At 43.2% G+C, this 25,706-nt stretch carries 25 protein-coding genes; all 25 read left to right on the top strand.

What is annotated here, in order from left to right; translation table 11 throughout:
- Nucleotides 1-155 precede the first annotated feature (155 nt).
- Nucleotides 156-1,493: an APC family permease gene (locus QNI08_RS04545; protein ID WP_285766240.1), complete on the top strand. Its 1,338-nt coding sequence runs from the start codon at nucleotides 156-158 to the stop codon at nucleotides 1,491-1,493.
- Between the two features lie 392 nt (nucleotides 1,494-1,885).
- Nucleotides 1,886-3,991, top strand: coding sequence for a sigma 54-interacting transcriptional regulator (locus tag QNI08_RS04540; protein ID WP_285766239.1), 2,106 nt, complete (start codon nucleotides 1,886-1,888; stop codon nucleotides 3,989-3,991).
- A 292-nt stretch (nucleotides 3,992-4,283) separates the two neighbouring features.
- Nucleotides 4,284-5,657 carry a putrescine aminotransferase gene (locus tag QNI08_RS04535; protein WP_285766238.1) on the top strand — a complete coding sequence of 458 codons (1,374 nt, stop codon included), beginning with the start codon at nucleotides 4,284-4,286 and terminating at the stop codon, nucleotides 5,655-5,657.
- Nucleotides 5,658-5,869: 212 nt separating this feature from the next.
- On the top strand, nucleotides 5,870-6,067 hold the full coding sequence (locus QNI08_RS04530; protein ID WP_285766237.1) for a DUF2768 domain-containing protein: 198 nt from the start codon (nucleotides 5,870-5,872) through the stop codon (nucleotides 6,065-6,067).
- Between the two features lie 16 nt (nucleotides 6,068-6,083).
- Entirely contained in the window at nucleotides 6,084-6,806 is a 723-nt protein-coding gene (locus QNI08_RS04525) for a hypothetical protein (protein ID WP_483313743.1), read from the top strand.
- 231 nt (nucleotides 6,807-7,037) lie between these two features.
- Nucleotides 7,038-8,516, top strand: coding sequence for a stage IV sporulation protein A (gene spoIVA, locus QNI08_RS04520; RefSeq protein ID WP_285766235.1), 1,479 nt, complete (start codon nucleotides 7,038-7,040; stop codon nucleotides 8,514-8,516).
- Between the two features lie 493 nt (nucleotides 8,517-9,009).
- Nucleotides 9,010-9,282 carry an HU family DNA-binding protein gene (locus QNI08_RS04515; RefSeq protein ID WP_034308023.1) on the top strand — a complete coding sequence of 91 codons (273 nt, stop codon included), beginning with the start codon at nucleotides 9,010-9,012 and terminating at the stop codon, nucleotides 9,280-9,282.
- 301 nt (nucleotides 9,283-9,583) lie between these two features.
- Nucleotides 9,584-10,150 carry a GTP cyclohydrolase I FolE gene (gene folE / locus QNI08_RS04510; RefSeq protein WP_285766234.1) on the top strand — a complete coding sequence of 189 codons (567 nt, stop codon included), beginning with the start codon at nucleotides 9,584-9,586 and terminating at the stop codon, nucleotides 10,148-10,150.
- Between the two features lie 19 nt (nucleotides 10,151-10,169).
- Entirely contained in the window at nucleotides 10,170-10,418 is a 249-nt protein-coding gene (gene mtrB / locus QNI08_RS04505; RefSeq protein ID WP_285766233.1) for a trp RNA-binding attenuation protein MtrB, read from the top strand.
- Between the two features lie 247 nt (nucleotides 10,419-10,665).
- Complete coding sequence (locus tag QNI08_RS04500) at nucleotides 10,666-11,496, top strand: heptaprenyl diphosphate synthase component 1 (RefSeq protein ID WP_285766232.1); 831 nt, start codon at nucleotides 10,666-10,668, stop codon at nucleotides 11,494-11,496.
- Nucleotides 11,497-11,499: 3 nt separating this feature from the next.
- Complete coding sequence (locus QNI08_RS04495; RefSeq protein ID WP_285766231.1) at nucleotides 11,500-12,210, top strand: demethylmenaquinone methyltransferase; 711 nt, start codon at nucleotides 11,500-11,502, stop codon at nucleotides 12,208-12,210.
- A 34-nt stretch (nucleotides 12,211-12,244) separates the two neighbouring features.
- The gene (hepT, locus tag QNI08_RS04490; protein WP_285766230.1) at nucleotides 12,245-13,207 is read left to right on the top strand and encodes a heptaprenyl diphosphate synthase component II; all 963 of its coding nucleotides are present in this window, start codon (nucleotides 12,245-12,247) and stop codon (nucleotides 13,205-13,207) included.
- Between the two features lie 96 nt (nucleotides 13,208-13,303).
- Nucleotides 13,304-13,750, top strand: a complete 447-nt coding sequence (gene ndk / locus QNI08_RS04485) for a nucleoside-diphosphate kinase (RefSeq protein ID WP_285766229.1) — start codon at nucleotides 13,304-13,306, stop codon at nucleotides 13,748-13,750.
- Nucleotides 13,751-13,903: 153 nt separating this feature from the next.
- Nucleotides 13,904-14,677 (top strand): CheR family methyltransferase, encoded by a 774-nt coding sequence (locus tag QNI08_RS04480; protein WP_285766228.1) that lies wholly within the window; start codon nucleotides 13,904-13,906, stop codon nucleotides 14,675-14,677.
- A gap of 255 nt (nucleotides 14,678-14,932) precedes the next feature.
- Nucleotides 14,933-16,105, top strand: coding sequence for a chorismate synthase (aroC, locus tag QNI08_RS04475; protein WP_285766227.1), 1,173 nt, complete (start codon nucleotides 14,933-14,935; stop codon nucleotides 16,103-16,105).
- A gap of 3 nt (nucleotides 16,106-16,108) precedes the next feature.
- On the top strand, nucleotides 16,109-17,188 hold the full coding sequence (gene aroB, locus QNI08_RS04470; protein WP_285766226.1) for a 3-dehydroquinate synthase: 1,080 nt from the start codon (nucleotides 16,109-16,111) through the stop codon (nucleotides 17,186-17,188).
- Nucleotides 17,189-17,213: 25 nt separating this feature from the next.
- Nucleotides 17,214-17,582: a chorismate mutase gene (gene aroH / locus QNI08_RS04465; RefSeq protein ID WP_285766225.1), complete on the top strand. Its 369-nt coding sequence runs from the start codon at nucleotides 17,214-17,216 to the stop codon at nucleotides 17,580-17,582.
- 83 nt (nucleotides 17,583-17,665) lie between these two features.
- Complete coding sequence (gene hisC, locus QNI08_RS04460) at nucleotides 17,666-18,778, top strand: histidinol-phosphate transaminase (protein WP_285766224.1); 1,113 nt, start codon at nucleotides 17,666-17,668, stop codon at nucleotides 18,776-18,778.
- A gap of 47 nt (nucleotides 18,779-18,825) precedes the next feature.
- Complete coding sequence (locus QNI08_RS04455; RefSeq protein WP_285766223.1) at nucleotides 18,826-19,929, top strand: prephenate dehydrogenase; 1,104 nt, start codon at nucleotides 18,826-18,828, stop codon at nucleotides 19,927-19,929.
- Nucleotides 19,930-19,950: 21 nt separating this feature from the next.
- The gene (aroA, locus tag QNI08_RS04450) at nucleotides 19,951-21,237 is read left to right on the top strand and encodes a 3-phosphoshikimate 1-carboxyvinyltransferase (RefSeq protein ID WP_285766222.1); all 1,287 of its coding nucleotides are present in this window, start codon (nucleotides 19,951-19,953) and stop codon (nucleotides 21,235-21,237) included.
- Nucleotides 21,238-21,593: 356 nt separating this feature from the next.
- Nucleotides 21,594-22,865 (top strand): tetratricopeptide repeat protein, encoded by a 1,272-nt coding sequence (locus QNI08_RS04445; protein WP_285766221.1) that lies wholly within the window; start codon nucleotides 21,594-21,596, stop codon nucleotides 22,863-22,865.
- Between the two features lie 41 nt (nucleotides 22,866-22,906).
- On the top strand, nucleotides 22,907-23,458 hold the full coding sequence (locus QNI08_RS04440; protein WP_285766220.1) for a ReoY family proteolytic degradation factor: 552 nt from the start codon (nucleotides 22,907-22,909) through the stop codon (nucleotides 23,456-23,458).
- A gap of 404 nt (nucleotides 23,459-23,862) precedes the next feature.
- Nucleotides 23,863-24,324 carry a YpiF family protein gene (locus QNI08_RS04435; protein ID WP_285766219.1) on the top strand — a complete coding sequence of 154 codons (462 nt, stop codon included), beginning with the start codon at nucleotides 23,863-23,865 and terminating at the stop codon, nucleotides 24,322-24,324.
- A gap of 160 nt (nucleotides 24,325-24,484) precedes the next feature.
- The gene (locus tag QNI08_RS04430; protein WP_285766218.1) at nucleotides 24,485-24,991 is read left to right on the top strand and encodes a QcrA and Rieske domain-containing protein; all 507 of its coding nucleotides are present in this window, start codon (nucleotides 24,485-24,487) and stop codon (nucleotides 24,989-24,991) included.
- A 3-nt stretch (nucleotides 24,992-24,994) separates the two neighbouring features.
- Nucleotides 24,995-25,669 (top strand): menaquinol-cytochrome c reductase cytochrome b subunit, encoded by a 675-nt coding sequence (qcrB, locus tag QNI08_RS04425; protein WP_061144275.1) that lies wholly within the window; start codon nucleotides 24,995-24,997, stop codon nucleotides 25,667-25,669.
- The last annotated feature ends 37 nt before the right edge of the window (nucleotides 25,670-25,706 follow it).

Genomic DNA, 25,706 nt, shown 5'->3' with positions numbered 1-25,706 from the left:
TTGCATGAAACTTTCGCTATCGTTCCTTATTTTTTGTTAAATATCGACGCTTTTTTTTGGTATGAAAATTGCGGAGAGTAATATAACAAAATTTATTTGAGGTGGCCGGGGGAAGCTGGTTGGTTTTTTCCAAAAAAAGGGAAGGGGCATGATACATGCAAACAGGTAAACTGAAAAGGTCTTTAAACTTATGGCAAATCGTCTTGCTTGGTGTTGGGTATATGACGCCCATGGTCGTTTTTGATACATTCGGGATCGTTTCTGAATTGACGGGAGGGCATGTACCGACCGCTTATGTCATTGCTTTGGTGGCCATGTTGTTTACGGCAGCGAGCTATGGGAAAATGGTGAAAATCTATCCACAGGCAGGATCCTCCTATACGTATACTCAAAAAACGATCAATCCGCATTTAGGTTTTCTTGTTGGCTGGTCATCGATGCTCGATTATTTATTTTTACCGATGGTGAATGCTATTTTAACGAAAATATACTTAACGGCACTTTTTCCTGAAGTATCCCCTTGGATATGGGTGGTGGCATTCGTCCTGTTAATGACAGGAATTAACTTATTCAATGTCAATTTCGCAGCAAACTTCAACAGCTTCCTTGTTTTTTTTCAAATGCTTGTCATCATCATTTTCGTGGCACTTGTCATCAAAGGGGTCATGAATGGTGAAGGTACAGGGGACGTTTCCTCGCTTCAGCCATTCATCGGGCATCATCTGGAAACATCAACGATCATAGCGGGTGCTACGATCCTATGTTTTTCCTTCTTGGGTTTCGACGCTGTCACGACATTATCGGAAGAAACACCTGATCCAGCCAAGACGATTCCGAGGGCCATTCTTTTAACGGCCCTTATCGGAGGAGTATTATTTGTGACAGCTGCATTTTTCACACAGCTATTCTTTCCCGATGTTTCCCGTTTTAAGGATCCTGAAGCCGCTTCCCCGGAAATTGCGCTTTTCGTAGGCGGGAAGCTATTTCAAGCCGTATTCCTTGCTGGCACACTATGCGGTACCCTTGCCTCCGGTCTAGCTTCGCATGCAAGTGTATCGCGGTTGTTATATGTCATGGGACGCGACCAGATGATTTCAAAGAAACTTTTTGGATTTGTCCATCCAAAATATAATACGCCCTTCTTTAATGTCATCTTTGTCGGAATCATTTCCCTGGTTGCCTTGTTTCTTGATTTGGTCACGGCCACGTCGCTCATCAATTTCGGAGCACTTATGGCTTTCACATTCGTGAATATTTGTGTAATCGTCCATGCCATCAGGAACAAGAATTTTCACACGGCCAAAGGATTTCTTACCAATATGCTGTTTCCTGTCATTGGAGGGGCAGCGGTGTTCATTCTCTGGCTTAATCTTGAAATGAGCTCCTTGATTCTGGGCACTGTATGGGCGGGGGTGGGAATCGTGTATCTTCTATATCGGACAAAATGGTTTACGGAATCCCCTCCGCTATTCCGATTTGAAGAGGCTCAATGAACTTTGCTCCATAATTGAAGACACTATTTGTTTTTTGGAAATGCGTCAGCTCTTATCAATGTTGCATTCGTTTTACGTTCAAGGTCTTAGCAAGCGGATTAAAGTGGACTGGCATATGTCCTTCACCCACGGTTGGTTCAAGCTTTTTAACCGTACCCGCATAATGGTATTTTACTGACTATTTTGACGATTGGATGTGGCAAATTCATCAAGGAAGGATATGAAAAGCTTGAATATATCGGTCGTTTAGATGAAAAGGGTCCAGTGGAGGGCCCTTTTACTTTGGTTCTGATGAGAAGCGTATGTGGTATCAAGTTTGCGGGTTATTTTTTATCTAGCAATTCAGAATTATGTTAAAATATAGACTAGGTTACTTTAAGGGGAGTGAAACTGTGTTATCCATTCCGGATGATAAAATTAGACCATTCATAACGATTACAATCGATCAGTCAGCACTATCAGAGCAGAACATTCGTGGGATAGAGGAACCCTTCTTCTTTTTGATGAAGGAAAATCAAGTGTTTGCTTATATCCGCATGGATGATTTGCCGATAAATGAAAGAATAACCACAGTCGAACAGCTTTTACAGTATGCCTTATCGATTGATAATGTCTGTAAACTGCCTCCGAACATCTCCTTGCCGCTTCTGTTTCAAATTATCGGTGAACCTATCGTCCTGATTAAAAACGACGATGGCAGGCTCACTGGTTATGTAAAAAGGGAAGATGTGTTGGCGGAAATATTCAAACAAGACAGCAAACAAAATCTGGACCTGCTAAAAGTCATATTAACTTCCATTCCAATGGGGATCTTTGTGGCGGATAAAGAAAAAAATATCGTGAACTTCAATGAATCGGGCTTGAAAATGATCAAGAAGCCTGCTGAACAGGTTCTTGATGAACCAGCCGGGACCATCTTTAATAATGAGCACATACATAGCGTGTTTGCAAGCGGGGGCAGTATTCTCAATCAGCTTGAAATCACGGATGTCATGAGTGTACTTGTCGATTATAGCCCGATCCTGAATCATGCTAAAGAAGTGGAAGGCCTGATCATCATCGTTCAGGATTTGCCGATGGTCGAGGAAATGGCGATGGAAATAGAATTAATAAAAAGCTCAAATAAGGACTTGAATGCGATTTTGGCGAATATTTATGATGAAATTCTGGTCGTCAATCAAAAAGGGGAGCTGCTTCGCTATAGCGATAGCATCATTTCCGGTTTTTGGGGTAAGGATTTAAAGGATTATATCGGAAAGAATCTCTTGCAGCTAGAAGATGAAGGGATTTTCAATCCATCGGTGACCAGGCTTGTTCTTGAACAAAAAAAGAAAGTATCGATCGTCCAAGATACGAAAATGAATAAAAAAGTGCTTTCAGTCGGAACGCCAGTATTCGATGAAAAAGGTGAAATTGAGCGCATCGTAATAGCATCCAGGGATATCACTGAAACGACTCAATTGAAAACGGAATTGAATGAAATGAGAAAAGAATTGGATTCGTTCAAAAAGCAAGACCAATTTTACAAGGAATTGATTTTTGCCAGCCCTAAAATGGAACAAATCATCAGTCAGATCAAGAAAATCGCTCATTTTTCATCCACCGTTTTAATTAATGGGGAATCGGGAGTCGGGAAAGAAGTGATCGCCGAAGCCATTCATAAGATGGGAAGACGGTCAAAGCAGCCTTTCCTGAAGATAAATTGCGGCGCGATCCCGGAAAACCTCCTTGAAAGCGAATTGTTCGGCTATACGAAAGGATCCTTTACCGGAGCGGATAAAAACGGGAAAGTGGGCTATTTCCAACAGGCGCATAGAGGTGTACTATTCCTTGATGAAGTGGGTGATATGCCAATCCACCTTCAGGTCAAGCTGCTGCGTGTCCTTCAGGAGCAGGAAGTGATTCCGATCGGCAGTACGAAGCCGATACCGATTGATGTTCAAATCGTTGCTGCCACAAATAAAGGACTGGAAAAGATGGTCGAGATGGGAACGTTCCGGGAAGATTTGTTCTATCGGCTGAACGTCATTCCGATACATGTCCCTCCTTTAAGGGAAAGACCGGAGGACATACCGCCGCTAGCCTTTCATTTTCTGCAAAAATTGAATGAAAGATATCAACGGAACTATCACTTTTCCCCTGATGCCTTGAATATCCTGGAGGTATATACATGGCCCGGCAACATTCGGGAATTGCAGAATATGATCGAGAGGTTGGTTGTTTCCGCTGATGAAGAGATGATCGATGCTGACTTCATCCAACGCTTCATTCCTGTCGGCACCGGCTTTAAACAAACGAAACCAATCATAACGAGGATCCTTCCGCTTCAGGAGGCGATGGATCATGTCGAGGAGCAATTGATCATGCTCGCCATGAAACAGTATAAAACGACCACAAAAGCGGCAAAAGCGCTAGGAATAAGCCAATCATCCGTAAGCAGGAAGTATCAGAAGGTGCTTGCAGAACAAAGCCGGAGGGTTGAAAAAAATGCATATTGAATGAAGGCCGTCGGACAAGCGATTACAGTCAATTGTCCGACGGTTTTTTTCATGGACCATGGGAATATGCTCCGTTTGTCGGTGATTATGCAAATGAAACTATCGCTATGCAAATTTGCATAGCATTTGGGGGTTATCTTGTGGGATTTCCGGGGGTGATAGGTTATTTAACTTGGCATGCTTCTTGCTTAAATAACTATATATAAGCAAAAAGGGAGGTCAGCATTAGCGTTTCAGCAAAGATATTTAAACCGATCCGCCCAATACAGTGATTAAAAAAGGAGATTATTATATGTCTATTAATGTTGAAAGCAAACAAACTCAAGCTAACCAATCGGAAACTCAAGACTATATTAAAAAAGTGCTTCAGTTAATCGAACAAAAGGAAATTTCTAAAGAGGATGCGCAATGGGTCACGAGGGAAACGGTCGAGAATTTCCGGAATCATGTAAACCCAGGATTTTTGGAATATCGGAAGACGGTTACGAAAGACACGCAATTTGCCTCAGTGGAGTGGTCAGATCAGGGTTCCTGCTTTACGGATGTAAACGGAAAGAAATATATTGATTGTTTAGGTGGCTTCGGGATTTATAATGTTGGCCATCGTAACCCGAAAGTCGTAAAAGCAGTCACGGATCAATTGCAAAGACAAGCCCTCCATAGCCAGGACCTGCTTGACCCATTACGGGCGATGCTAGCCAAGATCCTTGCCGATATAACGCCAGGAGACCTAAAGTACTCCTTCTTTACGAACAGCGGTACGGAAAGCGTGGAGGCTGCGCTTAAGCTCGCTAAAATGTACAGTGATCGCTTCACGATCATTTCCACAACCAAATCTTTTCATGGCAAAAGCCTTGGTTCCCTTTCGGCTACTGCAAAAGGCATGTTCCGAAAACCATTCCTTCCATTGATTCCAGGTGTTCGCCATGTTCCTTTCGGTGATGTGGATATGATGAGGAAAACGTTTGAGAGTTGTGCTTTGGTCGGCGAGGATGTCGCTGCCGTTCTGTTAGAGCCTATCCAGGGTGAAGGCGGAGTCATCCTCCCGCCGCAGGATTATTTGAAACAGGTTCGAGCATTGTGTGACGAATTTGATGCATTACTGATATTGGATGAAGTACAGACTGGAATGGGCCGAACTGGAAAAATGTTCGCTTCCGAGCTCTATGGTGTTGTTCCGGATATCATTTGTTTGGCTAAGGCATTTGGCGGCGGGGTGATGCCGGCCGGTGCAGTCGTAGCCAACGAAAAGGTGTTTAAAAGCTGGTTTGACAATCCATTCATGCACACGACGACGTTTGGTGGAAATCCGCTCGCTTGCGCTGCGGCCATAGCTACGATCGACGTTCTTTTGGAAGAAAAATTACCGGAGCGTGCCGCAGAAGTCGGTGAATATTTCTTGAATGGATTAAGGGAAGCGGCTGAAGGGCATAAAGACAAGGTATTGGAAATTCGCGGTCAAGGTTTAATGATTGGTATTGAATTCCACAAAGATGAAGTGGGCTATGAATTTTCAAAGGCCCTGTTTGATAAAGGTATTTTAGTGGCAGGCACGCTCATTAACTCCAAAACGATCAGGATCGAGCCTTCATTGACGATTCAGTTGGATGAGGTCGATACAGTCATCAACGCGTTCAAAGAGGTGCTCCCAACGCTTCAAGCTTAATCGAAAACTGCGCAAAAGACGGCCTTCGGGCTGTCTTTTTCATTTCATATGATTATCCACACGCTGTCCAGCGAAATTCAACACATGATGATGATGGACGAATGCGATTCCTGCTAATAATTCAGGTCTTCGAGGGACAATTACATAGTTTTCATTCCTTTAACGTAATTTGGTATGTTATAATAATTTCTGGAAAAAGGAGTGATGAATATATGACACCTGCTCTGCAAAAAATGTGGATATCCTTCATAGCCATGGGCTTTATGGTTATCTCGATCTTACTTATCTACTTAAGCCGATATAAATTGAAGGGCTTTTGGAGAGGCTTGACAGCAATCATCGCATACATACTCATGATACTAGCCGGCTTGATCATCATTGTCGTTGTTCTTAGCGGGCCAACCACTTGATAGGTGAGGGGAAATGATGAAGAATTTTTTCAAAATATTATGTTTATTGACCATCTCTGTCACATTATCCGGCTGTTTATATCCGGAGAAGCAAAAAATGCAAAACCAGCTGCCTTATAAAGAACAAATTCAATCCGTCCAAAGTGCCGTCGATCAATTTCAAAAAGATGAAGGCGGCATTTTGCCAATCGTTACGAAAGAGGCCGAGACACCGATTTATCAAAAATATGTCATCAAATTTTCCAAGATTTCTCCCAGGTACATGGCAGAACCACCGGATAACGCCTATGAATCGGGCGGTGTTTTTCAATATATCCTAGTCGATGTTGAAAAAAATCCCACTGTCAAATTGCTTGATGTCAGGATGGCACAGAGGATTCAGGATATTTCCTTAAGGCTGACCGCCTATCAGCAGAGCAACGGATACCCGCCGTTCAAGGAAAGGTTATCCGATGATGTCTTCACCCTTGATTATGAAAAGATGGGCCTGAAGGAAGCCCCAACTGTCACAAGTCCATTTTCACAGAGGGATTTATATCTGGTGGTGGATGGGCAAGGGAATATATTTGTTGATTACACGCCGGACCTTGTTGAAGCTTTGAAAGCGAATGAGACAAAAATCAAACCGGGTGATGACATCAGGAACCTGCTAGTGCAAAGCTCGGAGTTCGTTCCTGCTTATTCATTGCCTTATACAATCGATGCAAAAACAAAAAAACCAATCTTTCTTAAAAAATAGGCATAACCCTTCTTCTGCAAAATATATTGTAGGGGAAGGGTTATTTCTTTATCTTCATTTCATCTTACTTATAAAATAACAACCCTTATATAAAAATTTCTGGTGGAGGAAGGGATAAAACCAGGGAAATAATTGGAATAAATTTTTAGGACAACATCATAGATATATAGTGTCCTAATAAAAGCAAATGGATAAACGAAATCCCAAAACTCTAATTCGGGAGGGGATACCTTGGAAAAGGTAGATATTTTTAAAGATATAGCTGAACGGACCGGCGGCGACATATATTTAGGGGTGGTCGGTGCCGTCAGGACTGGGAAATCGACATTTATTAAAAAATTCATGGAGTTAGTCGTTATACCCAATATCCCGTCAGAAGCCGATCGTGCACGGGCACAGGATGAATTGCCCCAGAGTGCTGCAGGGAAAACGATTATGACGACTGAGCCTAAATTCGTACCGAATCAGGCGGCATCGATATCCGTAGCGGAAGGTTTGGAAGTGAACATCCGCCTGGTGGATTGTGTAGGTTATACGATTCCTGGAGCAAAAGGATATGAAGATGAAAATGGTCCGCGCATGATTCATACGCCTTGGTATGAGGATCCGATCCCGTTCAATGAAGCGGCGGAAATAGGCACTCGTAAAGTGATACAAGATCATTCGACATTAGGTGTCGTCGTTACGACGGATGGTTCAATAGGGGAAATTCCACGGAGTGATTATTTGGAGGCGGAGGAAAGGGTTGTCGAAGAATTGAAGGAGGTCGGCAAACCGTTTATCATGATCGTCAATTCCGTCCAGCCCCACCATCCCAATACGGTGGCCTTAAAGGAGTCACTCCAGGAAAAGTATGATATACCTGTATTGGCCATGAGCGTTGAGGGAATGAGGGAATCGGATGTTTACAGTGTCCTCCGTGAAGCACTCTATGAATTTCCTGTTCTTGAAGTCAATGTTAACCTCCCGAGTTGGGTTATGGTTTTGCGAGAGGACCATTGGTTAAGGGAAAGCTACCAGGAAGCGGTTAAAGAGACGGTGAAGGACATTAAACGCCTGCGCGATGTGGATCGGGTAGTCGGGCATTTCAATGAGTTTGATTTCATTGATCGTGCAGCACTTGCAGGCATTGAAATGGGGCAGGGTGTTGCTGAAATCGACCTATATGCCCCAGATGAACTGTATGATGAAATCCTGAAGGAAATCGTCGGTGTGGAAATACGGGGCAAGGACCATCTGTTATCATTGATGCAGGACTTTGCCTATGCAAAAGCGGAATATGATCAGGTAGCGGATGCACTGAGGATGGTCAAACAAACGGGATATGGTGTCGCAGCGCCTTCCCTTAACGATATGAGCCTTGATGAACCGGAAATCATCCGTCAGGGAGCCAGATTCGGTGTCAGGCTAAAAGCGGTCGCTCCTTCCATTCATATGATCAAGGTCGATGTCGAATCGGAATTCTCGCCGATCATCGGGACGGAGAAGCAAAGTGAAGAATTGGTTCGGTACTTGATGCAGGATTTTGAAGACAATCCACTTTCCATTTGGAACTCTGATATTTTTGGCAGAAGCCTAAGTTCTTACGTAAGGGAAGGCATTCAGGTGAAATTGGCGATGATGCCGGACAATGCACGCTATAAATTGAAAGAAACCTTGGAAAGGATCATTAACGAGGGAAGCGGTGGCTTGATCGCCATCATCTTATAAGCGAGTGGAAAAGCTGGGCCAACTCCATTATTGGATTGGTCTTTTTGCATGCAGCGCCGCAACGATTAACCTAATTAAATCGTTTTTACGAGAAAATATTTCGCTTTTTTAGAAAAAACTTGAAAAAACCCTATGGTTAAGCCATTTTCAGTGAAATAATAAGTTTAAATTCTATAAAAACGGGAAATGATGAATAGCGAAAGACAAAATTTATAATATATACAATTATTGATGAAAAGATTCCCATTATTTTTTGAATTCCCTTGCTAAGCTTATAGGATTTGTGATAATCTACATACAGAAAACGCGATGTAACAGCGATTTCAACCTATTTTAAAATTTCCGGTTTCATTATTTGGAAATTTGTATGGCTTGGTCATCCCCGATTTCAAAGGGATTGAAAATGTTCGAAACGAAACTAATATCAAATCACTATTATAGTGTTGTAATAATGATTTTTTATAAAGATTCCTTTTGGGAGGAGGTGAATGGCATGAACAAAACAGAATTGATTAATGAAGTTGTTACAGCAACTGAAATTTCTAAGAAGGACGCTACAAAAGCTGTTGATGCTGTTTTTGATACAATCTTAGAAGCTCTAAAAAACGGTGATAAAGTCCAATTGATTGGGTTTGGTAACTTTGAGGTTCGTGAACGTGCGGCTCGTAAAGGACGTAACCCACAAACTGGTGACGAAATCGAAATTGCAGCTAGCAAAGTGCCAGCTTTCAAACCTGGTAAAGCACTGAAAGATGCAGTGAAGTAATTCTACCTTTACATACGGGTGCTTAACCGAAATGGGCCGCGTGCAAACGCGGTCCTTTTTTTGCTTCTTAATTTCCATATGTGATATTATAAAAGACAGTGAACATTTTGGAAACGTTACAGGCCCGAAGTACATGACGATACGGAAAAAGGGTTCTGACAAGGCTGTGCATGAATGGTACAATGTTGCAGGTGGCACTTGCTGCGTTAACGATAGGATTGAAGGATTTTAGGGTATGATTGCTGCCATGAAATTTTTTTTAATACATACTATTTTTGAATTTTTTAGGAGGTACGGATAAATGGCTAATGTAGATCATGCCAAAATAGAGGAAGCGGTAAAAATGCTCCTTGAGGCTGTAGGGGAAGACCCGACGAGAGAAGGGCTGCTTGATACACCTGGGCGAGTGGCAAGGATGTATGAAGAGATTTTTTCAGGTCTTAATCAAGATCCAAAAGAATATTTCGATACGGTTTTCGGTGAGGACCACGAAGAGCTCGTCCTTGTAAAGGATATCCCGTTTTACTCGGTCTGTGAGCATCACTTAGTCCCTTTTTACGGTAAAGCACATGTGGCATATATTCCGAAAAACGGGAAAGTGACCGGCTTAAGCAAATTGGCGCGTGCGGTCGAGGCCGTTTCAAAGCGACCCCAGCTTCAAGAGCGTATCACTTCTACTGTGGCCGACTCGATAATGGAAAAGCTTGAGCCGCATGGTGTGATGGTGGTGGTCGAGGCCGAGCATATGTGCATGACGATGCGCGGTGTCAAGAAACCAGGATCGAAAACAGTCACCTCAGCTGTTAGGGGAACGTTTGCGAAAGATCATCGTACAAGGGCGGAAGTGTTGGCATTCATTAAAGATTAAGGATATGGGGGCAAGCAAAATGAATGAGAAAAAGATCCTGAACGATTTTGTGGTAATCAAGGCCATTGAGGATAGTGTAAATGTGATTGGGTTGACGAGGGGCACGGATACGAAGTTTCATCACTCGGAGAAGCTGGACTCAGGCGAGGTGATGATTGCACAATTCACGGAGCATACCTCGGCGATCAAAATCAGGGGACATGCGAAGGTATATACGCCATTTGGTGAGATAGAAAGCGACTCTAAAAAAAATCCTTCTGATAGATAATAGCGTGTCTATGAATTGCTAGAGACTGAATCAATCATCTGATATCACGTTTAACAAGCAGGAATTTCCCCGCATCCATTTACTTGAAGAACCGTAGCTGGCAGCTTCCTTAATCTTGGAAGTTTGTTTTTATAAACGTTGTCCATTTCATCTGATTGTTTTTATGGTATAATAATGTGTATTTTACACAGACAGAAACCAATATGCATGAAAAAAATATCTTTCAGGGATGCAAGGGTGGTCTCAATTGTTAAACATAACGGACGACAAAAGCCAATTAAAACGACTAATAGAAAAAAAAGCTCAACATCCATATTTATTGAAGTTTATACAAAAACCAAGCTTAGACGAAGATAAATTGTTATTGCTTTGGGGATTGTTCAATGATTTGGACGTTAAAGGCGAAAAACGAGATCAATACATCACCTCGACCATGTTGGTGCAAATCGCCCTCGATACCCATGAAATCGTTTCGAATTCAGGTGAGGGACAGGAATTGCCTGAGGTACTGAAAAACCGCCAGCTGCAAGTGCTTGCCGGCGATTACTACAGCGGGCTCTACTACCAGGTTCTTGCCAGTGTGGGGAATGTGGAGATGATCCGTTTACTTTCAAGCGCCATAAAAAAAATAAATGATAATAAAATCATCCTTTATCAACAAGGGGCGATAAAAGATATTCGGTTGCTTTTAACGACGATAAAAGCGATCGAGGCTTCGCTGATCCACAAACTCGGTTCCTATTATAAACAGCCTGCCTGGATCGATGTTTCGGAAGATTTCCTGCTTCTAAGCAGGCTTCATGCCGAGAAGGGCCGTTACTTGGAGACAGGTCAATCGATCATATTCGATATCCTCAGGGATATTCCTACTGGCGGTTTGGGTGGTCAGGACGAACTCGCTCCGCAACAGGAAGAACGGGTCCGGATAACATTCGAGAAGTGCTTGGGGGATGCGAGGAAATCCTTGGAGCGTTCGATGCAAAAGCTCGCGAAAGTGGATGATGACTTAAAGGCTCGAGTGAAGGTCCTCCTTGAGCAAACAGCAAGTATAGCAAATTCATATGTGAAAGAAGGGTGAATCATGGAGCAGTCTAAAGAGCAAAAAGTTCATCATGTCTTTGAAAAGATATACGGAAACTATGACAAGATGAATTCCCTCATCAGCTTTAAGCAGCATCTAAAATGGCGGAAGGCTACAATGGCCATCATGAATGTCCCAAAAGGCGCCCGTGCCCTTGATGTATGCTGCGGAACAGCGGACTGGACCATTGCCCTAGCTAATGAAGTAGGACCGGAAGGCAGTGTTGTCGGTCTGGATTTCAGTAAGAACATGCTCAAAATTGGTGAGCAAAAGGTGAAAGAACTCAATATGAATCAAGTTTCCCTGATGCAGGGGAATGCAATGGAGCTTCCTTTTGAGGATAATAGCTTTGATTATGTCACGATCGGATTCGGGCTGCGGAATGTTCCTGACTACATGCAAGTGCTTAAAGAGTTAAACCGTGTCGCCAAACCAGGGGGAATGATCGTTTGCCTTGATACATCACAGCCGACGATGCTCGGCTTCAAGCAGGGGTATTATTTCTATTTCCGCTTCATCATGCCTTTGTTCGGCAAGTTATTCGCAAAAAGCTATAGCGAATATTCTTGGCTGCAGGAGTCTGCCCGCGATTTCCCAGGCATGAAAAAGCTAGAAAGCATGTTCAAGCAGGCAGGAATGGAAAACGTCAGTTACAAGGCCCATTTCGGCGGTGTTGCAGCAACACATTTCGGGTACAAGCCTTCAAAATAAGCATAATAGCAATGGACAAAGCTGGGTGGAATGTATGAAATTTAAAATGATGTATTCATTCTTGAATGCAGATTTGCAATTAATAGAAAAAGAATTAGAAGCCGCGATTGAAGCGGATTCCACGGTTTTAAGGGAGGCCTCCCTGCACTTGCTGCAATCCGGCGGAAAGCGTATCCGACCGGTATTCGTCCTATTGGGCGCCAAATTTGGCGATTATGATATCCATATCGTCAAGCATGTTGCGGCGACTTTGGAACTGATCCACACGGCTTCCCTTGTACATGATGATGTTGTGGATGATGCGGATTTACGCCGGGGATCTGCAACCATTAAATCAAAATGGGATAATCGTGTCGCCATGTATACAGGCGACTTCATCTTTGCGCGTGCACTGGAAATGATGTCGGTGATCGAGTCACCCATGGCGCATCAAATTCTCGCGGATACGATGGTTGAATTATGCCTTGGGGAAATAGAACAAATTAAAGATAAATACAATTTCGAACAAAATTGGCGGATATACTTCAGGAGAATCAAACGGAAAACGGCATTGCTCATCGCATCCAGCTGCCAATTGGGTGCCATTTCAGCGGGTGTTGATGAACAGATCCATCAAAAGTTATTCAAATTCGGATATTATGTCGGGATGTCTTATCAGATCACCGATGATATACTGGACTTCACGGCTTCTGAGGAAGAACTTGGTAAGCCGGCTGGGAGTGATTTGATCCAGGGGAACATCACATTGCCTGTACTGATAGCTATGGAAGATCCAAAACTAAAGCAGCTTATCGAAACGGTTCGTGAGGATACGCCTAAAGAAGAAATGACCGCTATCATCCATGCCATAAAATCTTCCGGTGCCATTGAACAGGCTGCGAAAGTAAGTGACATGTATTTGGAAAAGGCATTTACTGAATTGAAAGGCTTGCCGGCCATAAGAGCGAGAAAAACATTATCCGATATCGCGAAAAATATCGGAAAAAGAAAGTTTTGATACTTGCAGTTGCGAAACTGCTCAAACAATGGTAATATTCTAAAAGGATTGCCTTATATAGGCAAATAATAATGATACATATTAGGAGTGACAATAATGGAAAGAACATTTTTAATGGTTAAGCCTGACGGCGTACAACGCAATCTAATCGGTGAAATCGTTTCCCGTTTTGAAAAAAAAGGCTTCCTGCTTGCAGGGGCAAAATTGATGGTCATTTCTCAGGAATTGGCTGAGCAGCATTATGGCGAGCATAAAGAACGTCCTTTCTTTGGCGAATTGGTGGACTTCATCACATCAGGCCCTGTCTTCGCAATGGTTTGGGAAGGTGAAAATGTAATCGCGACTGCACGTCAAATGATGGGTTCTACTAACCCTAAAGATGCAGCTGCAGCAACTATTCGCGGTGATTTCGCTGTAACAGTCGGCAAGAATATCATTCACGGATCAGATTCAGCTGAAAGCGCTGTACGTGAAATCGGTTTATTCTTCAAAGAAGAAGAACTTGTTGAGTATTCAAAACTTGTTAATGAGTGGGTTTATTAATTAATAGATTGAAATGAATGATTAAGCGGATTTCATCGCCCTCATGCGACGGATTCCGCTTTTTTATTTTGAGCATTTAAAGAAAAAATGCCATTCTCCGATATATATAGAAGAACTATTTTTAAAATTAATATGTGCAGGGGAGTCGTTGGAATGCCTCAAGAATATGAAGCGTTTATTCGGAATATCAAGATGCTGACAGGCATCGATTTGGCATTATATAAGGAAGGGCAAATGAAAAGGCGACTGACCTCCTTATACGAAAAAAGAGGGTATCATTCATTTGGTGCATACTTTAAAGACATCCAAGCCAATCCCGGCGTTTTGAATGAGTTTTTGGATAGGATGACCATCAATGTTTCTGAATTTTATAGAAATGCGAAAAGATGGGAAGTGCTCGAGCAAAAAATCCTGCCTGGAATATTGGGAAGCAAAAAAAAGCTGAAAATTTGGAGTGCAGCCTGTTCAACGGGGGAAGAACCGTATACGATTGCAATGATATTATCGAATCTCGTTCCACTTAGCCAAATAGAGATATTGGCAACGGATTTAGATGTAAATGTTTTGGCGCGCGCGAATTTGGGAGTGTACCCAGAAAGGTCCTTGAATGAAGTGCCTGAAGAAATGAAAAGGAAGTACTTTCAAAAAGAAGAGGGATTTTACCGCGTTTCGGATGAAATCAAGAAGAGGGTCACATTCAAGCAGCACAACCTTCTTGCGGATCACTTTGAGCAGGGATTTGATATGGTCGTTTGCCGCAATGTGTTAATATACTTTACCGAAGAAGCAAAACATTTATTGTATGAAAAGTTCAGTGCATCGCTGGTTGGCGGCGGGGTGTTTTTTGTCGGAAGTACAGAGCAAATATTCACGCCTGCAAACTATCAATTTGAAACGATCGACACATTTTTTTATCAAAAAAAGTGAATGCTTATCCATAAGGGACTGTTGGTGCATAGGCATCCAGTCTCTTTTTCCTGCCTGGAAAAAGATCAATGATGCCGCAGGCCATTACGAGATGGATTAAACTATATCGAAAATGTCGGAGAAGATGTAAAATAAAATGAATAATGAATAAATTCAACGTGCAAAAAGGTTTTTAGGTTTACGTATACCCACATTGAATAAAATTGTGGTATATTGATACATATACACTTTAAAGTGCTAAAAGGGGGCTGGAAGATGAGATACTTAACAGCGGGAGAATCACATGGTCCGCAGCTAACTACAATTATTGAGGGATTACCGGCTGGAATGCCGATTACGAATGAAGATATCAATGAAGAACTGGGACGCCGGCAAAAAGGGCATGGCCGTGGCCGCAGGATGCAGATCGAAAAGGATCAGGCTTTTATATCCGCGGGGATCAGACATGGTTATACATTAGGTTCACCGGTGGCTTTAGTGGTCGAGAATGACGACTGGAAGCATTGGACAAAGATCATGGGAAGTGAAGGTCTTTCAGAGGAAGAGGCTGAAGAAATCAAACGTAAAATCACACGTCCTCGCCCGGGACATGCCGATTTGAACGGCGGGATCAAATATGGACACCGCGATTTGAGAAACGTTTTGGAACGGTCATCGGCCCGTGAAACGACTGTAAGGGTAGCGGCAGGTGCCGTAGCTAAAAAACTCTTGTCATTATTGGGGATTGAAGTGGCCTCGCATGTTTTGGAAATAGGCGGAGTGAAGGCAGAACCGCCAGCATACGAAACAATTCAGCAACTGCAGCAAGTGACAGAGGAATCTTCAGTTAGATGTTTCGATAAAAACGTCGAGCAGCAGATGAAGGATGCCATTGATGAAGCGAAACAAAAAGGAGATTCCATCGGCGGCATCGTGGAGGTCATTGTTGAAGGAATGCCTGTTGGTGTAGGAAGTTATGTACATTATGACCGTAAGCTTGATGCAAAACTTGCTGGGGCAATCATGAGCATCAATGCATTTAAAGGGGTAGAGATAGGACTTGGATTTGAAGCGGCACATCGCTTCGGCAGTGATGTCCATGATGAAATCGCCTGGGATGAAGAGCGCGGTTACTACCGGAAAACCAACCGCCTTGGAGGCTTTGAAGGCGGAATGACCACCGGAATGCCAATTGTTGTTCGTGGTGTAATGAAGCCGATCCCGACTTTATATAAACCATTGAAAAGTGTTGATATTGATACGAAAGAAGTGTTCGAAGCAAGTGTCGAGCGTTCCGATAGTTGTGCAGTTCCTGCAGCGGCAGTAGTTGCCGAGGCGGTAGTGGCATGGGAGCTTGCAGCTGCCATCGTCGATCAATTCCCTTCCGACCGTTATGAGCAGTTAGCGGAATACATAAGGTCGTATCGGGAAGACGTAAAGGGGTTTTAGTAGATGGAATCCATCCAAATAAAAACCGCCTCCAAACAGTATCCTGTCTTGATCGGTAAGAAGGCCATACAGGAATTGCCGGAATTGATAATGGATGAATTCAATTACGTAAACAAGATTTTGATCATAACCGATGAGAAGGTAGCGGAGCTGCATTTGCAAACCGTGAAACATGCATTGATCAAGACCGGAAAACCGGTCCTGCAGCATATCGTGCCTAAAGGGGAGCATGCGAAAACATTCGAAGTGTTTTATGAATGCCAAGGCTATTGTCTATCCCGGAAGCTCAATCGCAAATCATTGATCATTGCCCTAGGCGGCGGTGCAGTCGGTGATTTGGCTGGATTCGTGGCAGCCACATTCATGAGGGGCATCCCATTCATCCAGATCCCGACGACTTTGCTCGCCCACGATAGTGCCGTGGGTGGCAAGGTCGCCATCAATCATCCCCTAGGCAAAAATATGATTGGGGCCTTTCATCAGCCTGAAGCGGTTATTTATGATCTGGACTTTTTACAAACTCTGCCGCTGCAGGAATTGAGGTCGGGCTTTGCTGAAGTGATCAAGCATTCCCTTATTGCTGATAATGACTTTTATCGTTGGTTAAAGACGAATATTGTAGATTTGAATGATATTACTGATGAGCAATTCCTGACAATGATTACAAAGGGAATCGCCATTAAAGCGGCAATTGTCGAAGAAGATGAAAAAGAATTGGGCGTTCGGGCGTTTTTGAATTTTGGACATACACTTGGACATGCCGTGGAGGGGTCCATGGGCTATGGAAACTTTACACATGGAGAATCGATTTTAATCGGCATGGTGTATGCTCTTAAACTGAGCAAGAAAAAAAGGGGTCTCGATTTTGACCTCCAGGATTTCATCGGTTGGGTGTCTCGTTTAGGCTACCAAATAACCATTCCCGACCGCCTTGAATTTGCAGCATTACTTAATTTAATGAAAACAGACAAAAAATCAGTCAATGATGCAGCTACCTTTGTGTTGCTAAATCAGGTAGGGTTCCCAATCTTAGAAGATATAGCCGACTCTGAGCTGATAGAAGAAATGACTGAAATGAAATAAATTAAAGGAAAAGGGGGAACTGTGTGTGATAAGAGGAATAAGAGGAGCCACTACAGTTGAAAAAGACACAGAAGCGGAAGTGATTTCCGCCGCCGAAAAGTTGATGGCGGAAATCATCCAGGTCAATGAGATTGACCCTGACACGGTTGCATCCGTATTTTTTTCAGCTACGGATGAAATCCGTTCGGTGTTCCCTGCCAAAGCCTTGAGGAAATTCGAGGGCTGGACCTATGTGCCGGTAACATGCATGAGGGAGATACCTGTGAACAACTCCCTGCCATTCTGCATCCGTGTCATGATTCATGTCAATACAGCGAAATCGCAAGAAGAAATAAAGCATATCTATCAGGCAGGGGCCATTGCATTACGGCCAGATCTCGTAAAAAAGGTTTAAGGCGTACGGCGCTAAAGGAATATGTTATACTATTCTCACACTTTCTGGCTTTAAAGTGATAAAAAATTATAGAGGTGATCGACATGAAATGGAATGAAGCTGTCCTTTCCTTGAAATCTTACCAACCGGGAAAGTCCACAGATGAAGTGAAGAAATTGTACGGTCTCGAAAAAATCACGAAACTGGCGTCCAACGAAAATCCGTTCGGGTGCTCCGAAAAGGTCAAGGAATCCGTCAGGAATTCAACCCATTCCTTTGCCATCTATCCGGATGGCTATGCAACGATGCTCAGAGAAGCAGTGGCAAAGCATACGGGCGTGAAGCAAACTCAGCTTATCTTTGGCAATGGCTCCGATGAAAACATTCAAATCATTTCCAGAAGTCTATTGGGAGCAGGAAAGAATACGGTCATGGCAACGGGCACCTTCTCGCAATACCGTCATAATGCTACGCTTGAAGGTGCAGAAGTCAGGGAAGTTCCCCATCATGAGGGTGCACATGATTTGGAAGGCATGCTGAAGGCAATAGATGAAAAAACCGCGGTCGTCTGGTTATGTACACCTAATAACCCAACAGGAAAATACATTCCGGAAAAGGACTTATTATCCTTCATCGAAAAAGTGCCTGAAGATGTCCTTATCGTACTGGATGAAGCATATTGTGAATATGCAACCGCTGAGGATTACCCAAGGACGAACCAATGGATCAATACTTTCAAAAATTTGATCATCCTTCGCACATTCTCGAAGATATATGGTCTTGCCAGCTTCAGAGTTGGATACGGCTTGGCCGATGAAGATATCATTCAGAAGCTGGACCCATCGCGCGAACCATTCAATGTCAACACCTTCGCACAGAATATCGCTATCGTCGCTTTGGAAGATCAGGCTTTCATTGAAAAATGCAAGGATGAAAATCAAAAAGGCCTCAAGCAATACTATGAATTCTGCGATGAGGAAAACTTAGCTTATTACCCGTCACAAGGCAATTTCATTTTTATCCACTTTGAACAGGATGCCGATGTGGTGTTTCAATATTTACTTGAGCGGGGCTATATTGCAAGGAGTGGGAAAGGCTTCGGTTTTCCTACCAGCCTAAGGATAACGATTGGTTCTACGGAGGAAAATGAAGGAATGATCAATGCCATCAAAACGTTCTTGAACGAAGTTGATTCTCCTTCTGATACGCTGCTTTAACGTGTTATCAAACTCTATGGAGCTTTAAGGATGCGGGGGAGAGAAGAGTGAAGGGAAAGGTTTTCGTAATAGGTCTGGGGCTGATTGGAGGATCGTTGGCCAAGGCTGTCCGCCATGCACATCCTGAAGCGGTGATAATTGGTACGGATATAAGTGAAAAGAATATTCAGCTTTCGATGCTGTTGGGGACGATAGATGAATCCGTATCCACTTTGGAAGCGGGGGCATGTGAGGCTGATTTGATCCTTATTGCGGTGCCTGTCGATGAGACGGTAAAGATTTTAGCACGATTAGCTGAAATGAATTTAAAAAGTGACGTCCTCATATCTGATGCGGGAAGTACGAAGGATTCAGTCGTAAAGGCAGCAAAACCATTGATAGATAAAGGGGTGGCCTTCATCGGGGGGCACCCTATGGCTGGTTCACATAAAAGCGGCGCAGGAGCGGCCAAGCTGCATTTGTTTGAGCATGCGTTCTATTTGCTTACCCCGGGAGACTCGATCGAGGAGAAAAAAGTGGAACAGCTAAAGGAATGGCTAAGAGGGACAAGAGCGAACTTTTTGGTCGTCACGCCTGCCATGCATGATAAGCTAACGGGGGTCGTCAGTCATTTTCCGCATATTGTCGCGTCAGGTCTTGTAAAGCAGGCAGAAAATTATAGCAAGGAAAATAAATTGATTTCCAGGCTAGCGGCCGGTGGTTTTCGTGATATCACAAGGATTGCTTCAAGCAGTCCGGAAATGTGGCGTGATATTTTGTTGCATAATCGGAATGTTTTGCTTGAATTGATGAATGATTGGCTTGCTGAAATGGAGCATGTAAAAGGACTGGTGGAGAATGAAGATAGTGATGAAATTCTTCGATTCTTTGCGGATGCCAAGGTTTTCAGGGATGATTTGCCGACCCATGCCAAAGGCGCCATACCAGCCTTTTATGATTTATATATCGATATACCGGATTATGCAGGTATCATTTCAGAAATTACTGGATATTTGGCACAAGAGGGAATCAGCATAACGAACATAAGAATCATAGAAACCAGGGAAGAGATATACGGTGTTTTGGTCATTAGCTTCCAAACGGATGTTGACCGCATTAAAGCAGCGGAATGTATCTCCAGGCATTCAGATTATGAAACGATCCTGGCCTGATGACAGGGGAAAGGAAGTAGCATGAAAACAAAAAAATTACAAACGGATATCCAATCATTGCGTGGTTCGATAGACATACCAGGGGACAAGTCCATTTCGCATCGCTCGATCATGTTCGGGGCACTTGCCGAAGGTGAAACGGTCGTCACTAATTTTCTTCCGGGAGCCGATTGCTTAAGCACGATTTCGTGTTTTATGCAGCTTGGCATCGAAATTGAACAGGAAGGGAAACGTGTCCGTATCGAGGGTAAAGGCCTCAAAGGATTAACAGAACCTAAAGAAGTGCTCGATGTCGGCAATTCAGGGACGACAATCCGATTGATGACGGGTATATTGGCAGGACAAGATTTCTCGGCCATTTTGACCGGGGATGAATCAATAGCCAAACGCCCAATGACGAGGGTAGTGAACCCGCTCCGTCAGATGGGAGCTGTGATTGATGGCCGAAAAGGGGCGGAGTATACCCCGATTTTCATTAGGGGTGGCAAGCTTGAAGGGATCCGCTATGAATTGCCTGTAGCTAGTGCGCAGGTCAAATCGGCGATAATCTTGGCTGGCTTGCAGTCCGAAGGTGAAACGATCATCGTTGAACCGGAAGAGACCCGTGATCACACCGAACGCATGATTCAGGCGTTTGGCGGGAAGATCGAAAAGGATGGCCATACCATTAAAGTAGGCGGTAATCAGGTTTTCAAAGGAACTACCGTACATGTGCCCGGAGATATTTCTTCGGCCGCCTTCTTCTTGGTGGCAGCAGCAATCACAAAAAATAGTGAAGTGGTCTTAAAGAATGTCGGCCTTAATCCGACAAGGACTGGAATCCTCGAAGTCATGAAAGCGATGGGAGCAGACATCACGATCGAGAAGAAGACGAGCGGAGGCGAGCCAGCAGGGGATATCACTGTCAGGAGCTCACGATTAAAGGGAACGACCATCTCCGGTGAGCTGATTCCGCGCTTGATTGATGAAATCCCGGTCATTGCACTCCTGGCAACCCAGGCAGAAGGGGTAACGACGATCAAGGATGCAGCAGAACTGAAGGTCAAAGAAACTAATCGGATCGATACGGTGGCAAATGAACTTTCGATCCTTGGGGCGGATATAACACCAACAGCAGATGGATTGATCATCCATGGACGCAAGAGCTTGAATGGTGGGACGGTTACAAGCCATGGAGATCACCGCATCGGGATGATGCTCGCTGTGGCAGCATTGATTACGGATGGAGATGTTGATCTTGTCGATCCTGATGCGATTGCTGTATCTTATCCTGAATTTTTTGAGCATTTGACACATTTGATACAATGAATGACCTAGAGTTTACGGCCCTATAACGGGACCGTAAACTTTTTTTATTTTCGTTGTTAGGACTCGAAAACATTGAAAGCGCTAACATCCATGCCTCTCAACCACCATGAAATTTATGAAAAGGGCCCTGGAATCAAAAAGGAGATTGACCGTACCATGGAGAATTAACTAGTAACCTTTTTTTAATGAGAATGGAGGGGACTTCATCAATGGAATACAGGGCCGCAGTATGGTAAACTAAGAAATACTGTTTACCAGGCATCTCACGATTAAAAGAGATGAAAAAAAATATGATATCACCGCGTGAGAGTGTTTAATCATAGACCAGTTTATCATGCAAAGGGAAGGAATCGGCAATGAATACAGTGGAACAAGTTATCCGGCATTTAAAAAAAGGGGAATTAACAGAAGCTCTTAAACATATAAATCGAATAAAATCATCAGAGTCGGCGGAGGATATTTTGCTGCTGGCCGAAGAAATGCTTCAGCTTGGTTTTGTGGAGGAGTCGAAAGACCTGTTTGAACATCTCCTCGAATTGTATCCAGATGAAGGCGAATTGATGGTATCATTGGCCGAAATCTTGATCGACATGGACCAGGAAGATGAAGCGATGTTGATGCTTGAAAAAGTAAGTGCAGATGATGAAGTATATCCAAGTGCTTTGCTTTTGGAAGCGGACCTATACCAATTACAGGGAATGGATGAGGTCAGCGAAAGAAAATTGCTGAAAGCCAAGGAAATACTGCCTGATGAGATCATCATTGATTTTGCGCTTGGTGAACTGTTTTTCCATCAAGGCAGGGATCAGGAAGCCATTGCAAACTACATAAGGGTATTGGAGCATGAGCAGGAAATATCGGGAGTCAATGTCCATCAGCGGCTTGCTGAAGCATTAAGCAGCTCCGGTAAGTTCGAGGAGGCCCTCCCGCATTTCGAAAAAGCCTTGGAGGATGGACTTGAAATCAACACGTTATTTGAGTATGCATTCACAGCTTACCAGGCAGGCCTATATGAGACGGCCGTACGTAAATTCATCGAGCTGAAAGAATTGGATCATGAATATCATTCCTTGTATTTATATTTGGCAAAGAGTTATGAGCATCTCGAGGATTTGGAAAATGCCTTGAAAACGGTCAAAGAAGGAATCAAGGCTGATGAATTTAACAAGGAGCTTTATTTCTTCGGCGGTAAGATAGCCTTGAAAAGCGGCCTCGATGAAGAAGCGGAAAACTTATTCAAAGAAGCTCTTGCCCTTGATCCGGGCTACCTGGAGGCGGCACTTACCCTCTTGAAGTTGTATATGCATCAGGAAAGGTATGATGATATCTTGGAGTGCATCGGTGAAGTGAGGAGATATGGAGAGGACGATCCGCAGTTTGAGTGGATTGCTGCTGTGTCTTACCAACACACCGAACAATTTAAAGAGTCATTAACCAGCTATCATAATGCATATAATTCATTCAAGAACAATCAAGATTTCCTTGAAGACTACGGTTTCTTTTTAATTGAAGAAGGAGACAGAGCCACATCTAGAGAAGTATTTAATAAACTGCTTGAGATTAACCCAGCGAACGATGAGTATGCCATGATTTTGGAGCGGCTGGGTGAAGGTTTGGATGATGCGTAGGCAAGCGAAATAAAACTAAATCAAGACAGAGGAGGGAATTCATGGTGGCTGCCCCTGTTTCTGTGAATGAGAAGAAGGATTTTATTCGGTGGTTTTTAAATCATTATCAACTTAAACGAAGAGAATGTGTGTGGATATTGAATTACTTGATGAGTCATGATCAACTGATGAAAAAAGTTCATTTTGTGGAAAATGCCCAATATTGCCCCCGTGGACTCATCATGTCGACACATTGTGTGGAAGAGGTGCCGTTCCGGTTTTATAAGTCCAATATCATGACGACCGATGCCGAGAAATCCTTTCACGATATTCGTTTGAATCGCGATGAAGATATTTATATCCAGCTCAATTTCAAATCGGCTTACTCCTCGTACCAATATGCAGCCGTTTTGGAGCAGAACCCATTCATGCCAAAAACGACGGTATCCAATGAGAAAGATCAATTGCTGGCAGAACAATTTTTAGAAAAAAGCATGCTCTATTTCCAAAGGGACCGCCTGCTGAAGGAGATTGATGAGGCACTGGATAAGCATGATGAACAAGCATTCAAGAACTTGACTGAACAATTGAATCAATTGAAAGTGCTCGGCTGACATAAAAACTATTCGTAACCCGAGAAATGTCAGAATGCATCCAAAAAGGTTTCGGAATGTTTTTCATACCGAAACCTTTTTGTTATGTATCCGATTAAAAACAGATAAAAGGGATGGGTGCTTCGATTGTGAATAAACCATCGCGAGACGAATGATGGGTCAAGGATGAAAAGCTGTGGTGAACAGTCAAAAAGCTGGCTGGAACAGCCGGAAATAGGTGTCTGTCCTTACGAATACACCTAATTATTATGTAAAACCCTTCCATTTATCGGAAGGGTTTTTTCACAAAATATAGATAAAATCCACATTTTTGTAAAGACTATGGGTATATGGTAAAGATGTTATGAAAATCATGGTAAAATGACAAGGAGTTGATTCGAAAAAATCGGGAGTGAAGAGACAGTATGAGATGGACAGCAAAAGAACTTGACATGTATAGCAAGTCGAAGGAATATGTGGATACAGCATTGATCCCCTTAATCCCTTTTTCTTTTGGAGGGGAAATGAAGCAAACGGGCTCGGTGAATGAATTTCTATCCATTTTAAGCTTGGAAATTGAAAAACAGATGAAGGGAAGGGTACTATTGATGCCAACCTTCCATTATGCAAGTAATGAAATAGATAAAGTGGAACGTTTGAAGCATTGGGCGGATGTAGTGAAGGAAAATGATATCAGGCATATTTTTTTTCTAACATCTGATTATGAATGGAAAAAGGCTGAAGGGAAATTGGAAAACAACTTGATTTGGCTCCCTGCCATCCCTATGGAAAACCTGGAAAAAGAACAAGCCAGGGCGACAATCGGCCAACAAGTTATCCAAATCCTTGATATTTTCACTTATAATTGGGAAAATGAAAAAAAGTAGAATTTTTCTCACAATTTGACACATAGTTGCCACCTTTTGGGTTTTACAAATATTGACCTTGGTAAATTATTGAGATATCATGGAAATGTCCTAGTTTTATAGTGTCGCTATTTATTGGTCCTTTGGGCTCTCAGTATAGTAATAGAGGGGGGGAAAACGCATGAGCAAGCATAATGTTTCACGACGTCAATTCCTTAATTACACACTTACTGGCGTTGGTGGATTTATGGCGGCCGGTATGTTGATGCCGATGGTAAGGTTTGCGATCGATCCTGTCTTATCTGCAGATAAAGGCGGGGATTTCGTTGCAACCAAGCAGAAGGTGAGCGAACTGACTACCGAACCGACTCGGGTAGACTTTAGTTTTAAGCAGGTCGATGGGTGGTATGAATCTGAAGAAACGAATACAGCTTGGGTCTTCAAGAAGGATGATGGAGAAATCCTTGCATTATCTCCAATCTGTAAGCATTTAGGGTGTACGGTGGCATGGAATACGGATAAATCCCATCCGAATCAATTTTTCTGTCCTTGCCATTACGGCAGGTATACGAAAGATGGCATAAACGTAAAAGGGACACCGCCGGTTAAACCTTTGGATGTCTATGAAACGAAACAAAAAGATGGAATTCTTTACTTGGGTCGACTAAAACCGCATGGGGAGGCGTAAACATTGCTAACAAAGTTATATGACTGGGTGGACGAGCGTTTAGATATTACGCCGTTATGGCGGGATATTGCTGACCATGAGGTTCCTGAACATGTTAACCCTGCACATCATTTTTCCGCATTCGTATATTGTTTTGGTGGGTTAACATTCTTCATCACGGTCATCCAAATCCTATCTGGCATGTTCTTGACGATGTACTATGTCCCGGACATTAAAAACGCTTGGGAATCTGTTTATTATTTACAAAATGAAGTCGCCTTCGGCCAAATTGTCCGGGGAATGCATCACTGGGGGGCAAGTTTAGTTATCGTGATGATGTTTCTACATACTCTTCGTGTCTTCTTCCAGGGAGCTTACAAAAAACCGCGTGAATTGAACTGGATGGTCGGCGTATTGATCTTCTTCATCATGCTGGCATTAGGTTTGACTGGTTATTTATTGCCATGGGATATGAAAGCGCTATTTGCGACGAAAGTTACGCTGACGATTGTCGATTCGGTACCTTTGATGGGTCCGGCACTAAGGGCATTGATTGCAGGAGACCCAACCGTTGTTGGAGCACAGACATTGACAAGATTCTTCGCCATTCATGTATTCTTCCTGCCTGCAGCATTGTTTGCTTTACTGGCGGCACATTTCTTGATGATCCGAAAACAAGGTATTTCAGGTCCACTATAAGAGATATATGAACCAAGAACCAAAAAAACCTTTTCAT

This window comes from Peribacillus folii, assembly GCF_030271255.1.
Classification (GTDB): domain Bacteria; phylum Bacillota; class Bacilli; order Bacillales; family DSM-1321; genus Peribacillus.
This window is presented reverse-complemented; position numbering and strand designations above follow the sequence as displayed.

Coding starts and splice junctions, on each gene's coding strand:
- QNI08_RS04445 (WP_285766221.1), top strand. CDS start 21,594: ATGAATACAGTGGAACAAGTTATCCGGCATTTAAAAAAAGGGGAATTA.
- hisC (WP_285766224.1), top strand. CDS start 17,666: ATGAAATGGAATGAAGCTGTCCTTTCCTTGAAATCTTACCAACCGGGA.
- QNI08_RS04525 (WP_483313743.1), top strand. CDS start 6,084: ATGAAGAATTTTTTCAAAATATTATGTTTATTGACCATCTCTGTCACA.
- QNI08_RS04480 (WP_285766228.1), top strand. CDS start 13,904: ATGCCTCAAGAATATGAAGCGTTTATTCGGAATATCAAGATGCTGACA.
- QNI08_RS04530 (WP_285766237.1), top strand. CDS start 5,870: ATGACACCTGCTCTGCAAAAAATGTGGATATCCTTCATAGCCATGGGC.
- folE (WP_285766234.1), top strand. CDS start 9,584: ATGGCTAATGTAGATCATGCCAAAATAGAGGAAGCGGTAAAAATGCTC.
- mtrB (WP_285766233.1), top strand. CDS start 10,170: ATGAATGAGAAAAAGATCCTGAACGATTTTGTGGTAATCAAGGCCATT.
- ndk (WP_285766229.1), top strand. CDS start 13,304: ATGGAAAGAACATTTTTAATGGTTAAGCCTGACGGCGTACAACGCAAT.
- QNI08_RS04430 (WP_285766218.1), top strand. CDS start 24,485: ATGAGCAAGCATAATGTTTCACGACGTCAATTCCTTAATTACACACTT.
- aroB (WP_285766226.1), top strand. CDS start 16,109: ATGGAATCCATCCAAATAAAAACCGCCTCCAAACAGTATCCTGTCTTG.
- QNI08_RS04440 (WP_285766220.1), top strand. CDS start 22,907: ATGGTGGCTGCCCCTGTTTCTGTGAATGAGAAGAAGGATTTTATTCGG.
- QNI08_RS04495 (WP_285766231.1), top strand. CDS start 11,500: ATGGAGCAGTCTAAAGAGCAAAAAGTTCATCATGTCTTTGAAAAGATA.
- aroC (WP_285766227.1), top strand. CDS start 14,933: ATGAGATACTTAACAGCGGGAGAATCACATGGTCCGCAGCTAACTACA.
- QNI08_RS04515 (WP_034308023.1), top strand. CDS start 9,010: ATGAACAAAACAGAATTGATTAATGAAGTTGTTACAGCAACTGAAATT.
- QNI08_RS04545 (WP_285766240.1), top strand. CDS start 156: ATGCAAACAGGTAAACTGAAAAGGTCTTTAAACTTATGGCAAATCGTC.
- aroA (WP_285766222.1), top strand. CDS start 19,951: ATGAAAACAAAAAAATTACAAACGGATATCCAATCATTGCGTGGTTCG.
- QNI08_RS04535 (WP_285766238.1), top strand. CDS start 4,284: ATGTCTATTAATGTTGAAAGCAAACAAACTCAAGCTAACCAATCGGAA.
- QNI08_RS04435 (WP_285766219.1), top strand. CDS start 23,863: ATGAGATGGACAGCAAAAGAACTTGACATGTATAGCAAGTCGAAGGAA.
- hepT (WP_285766230.1), top strand. CDS start 12,245: ATGAAATTTAAAATGATGTATTCATTCTTGAATGCAGATTTGCAATTA.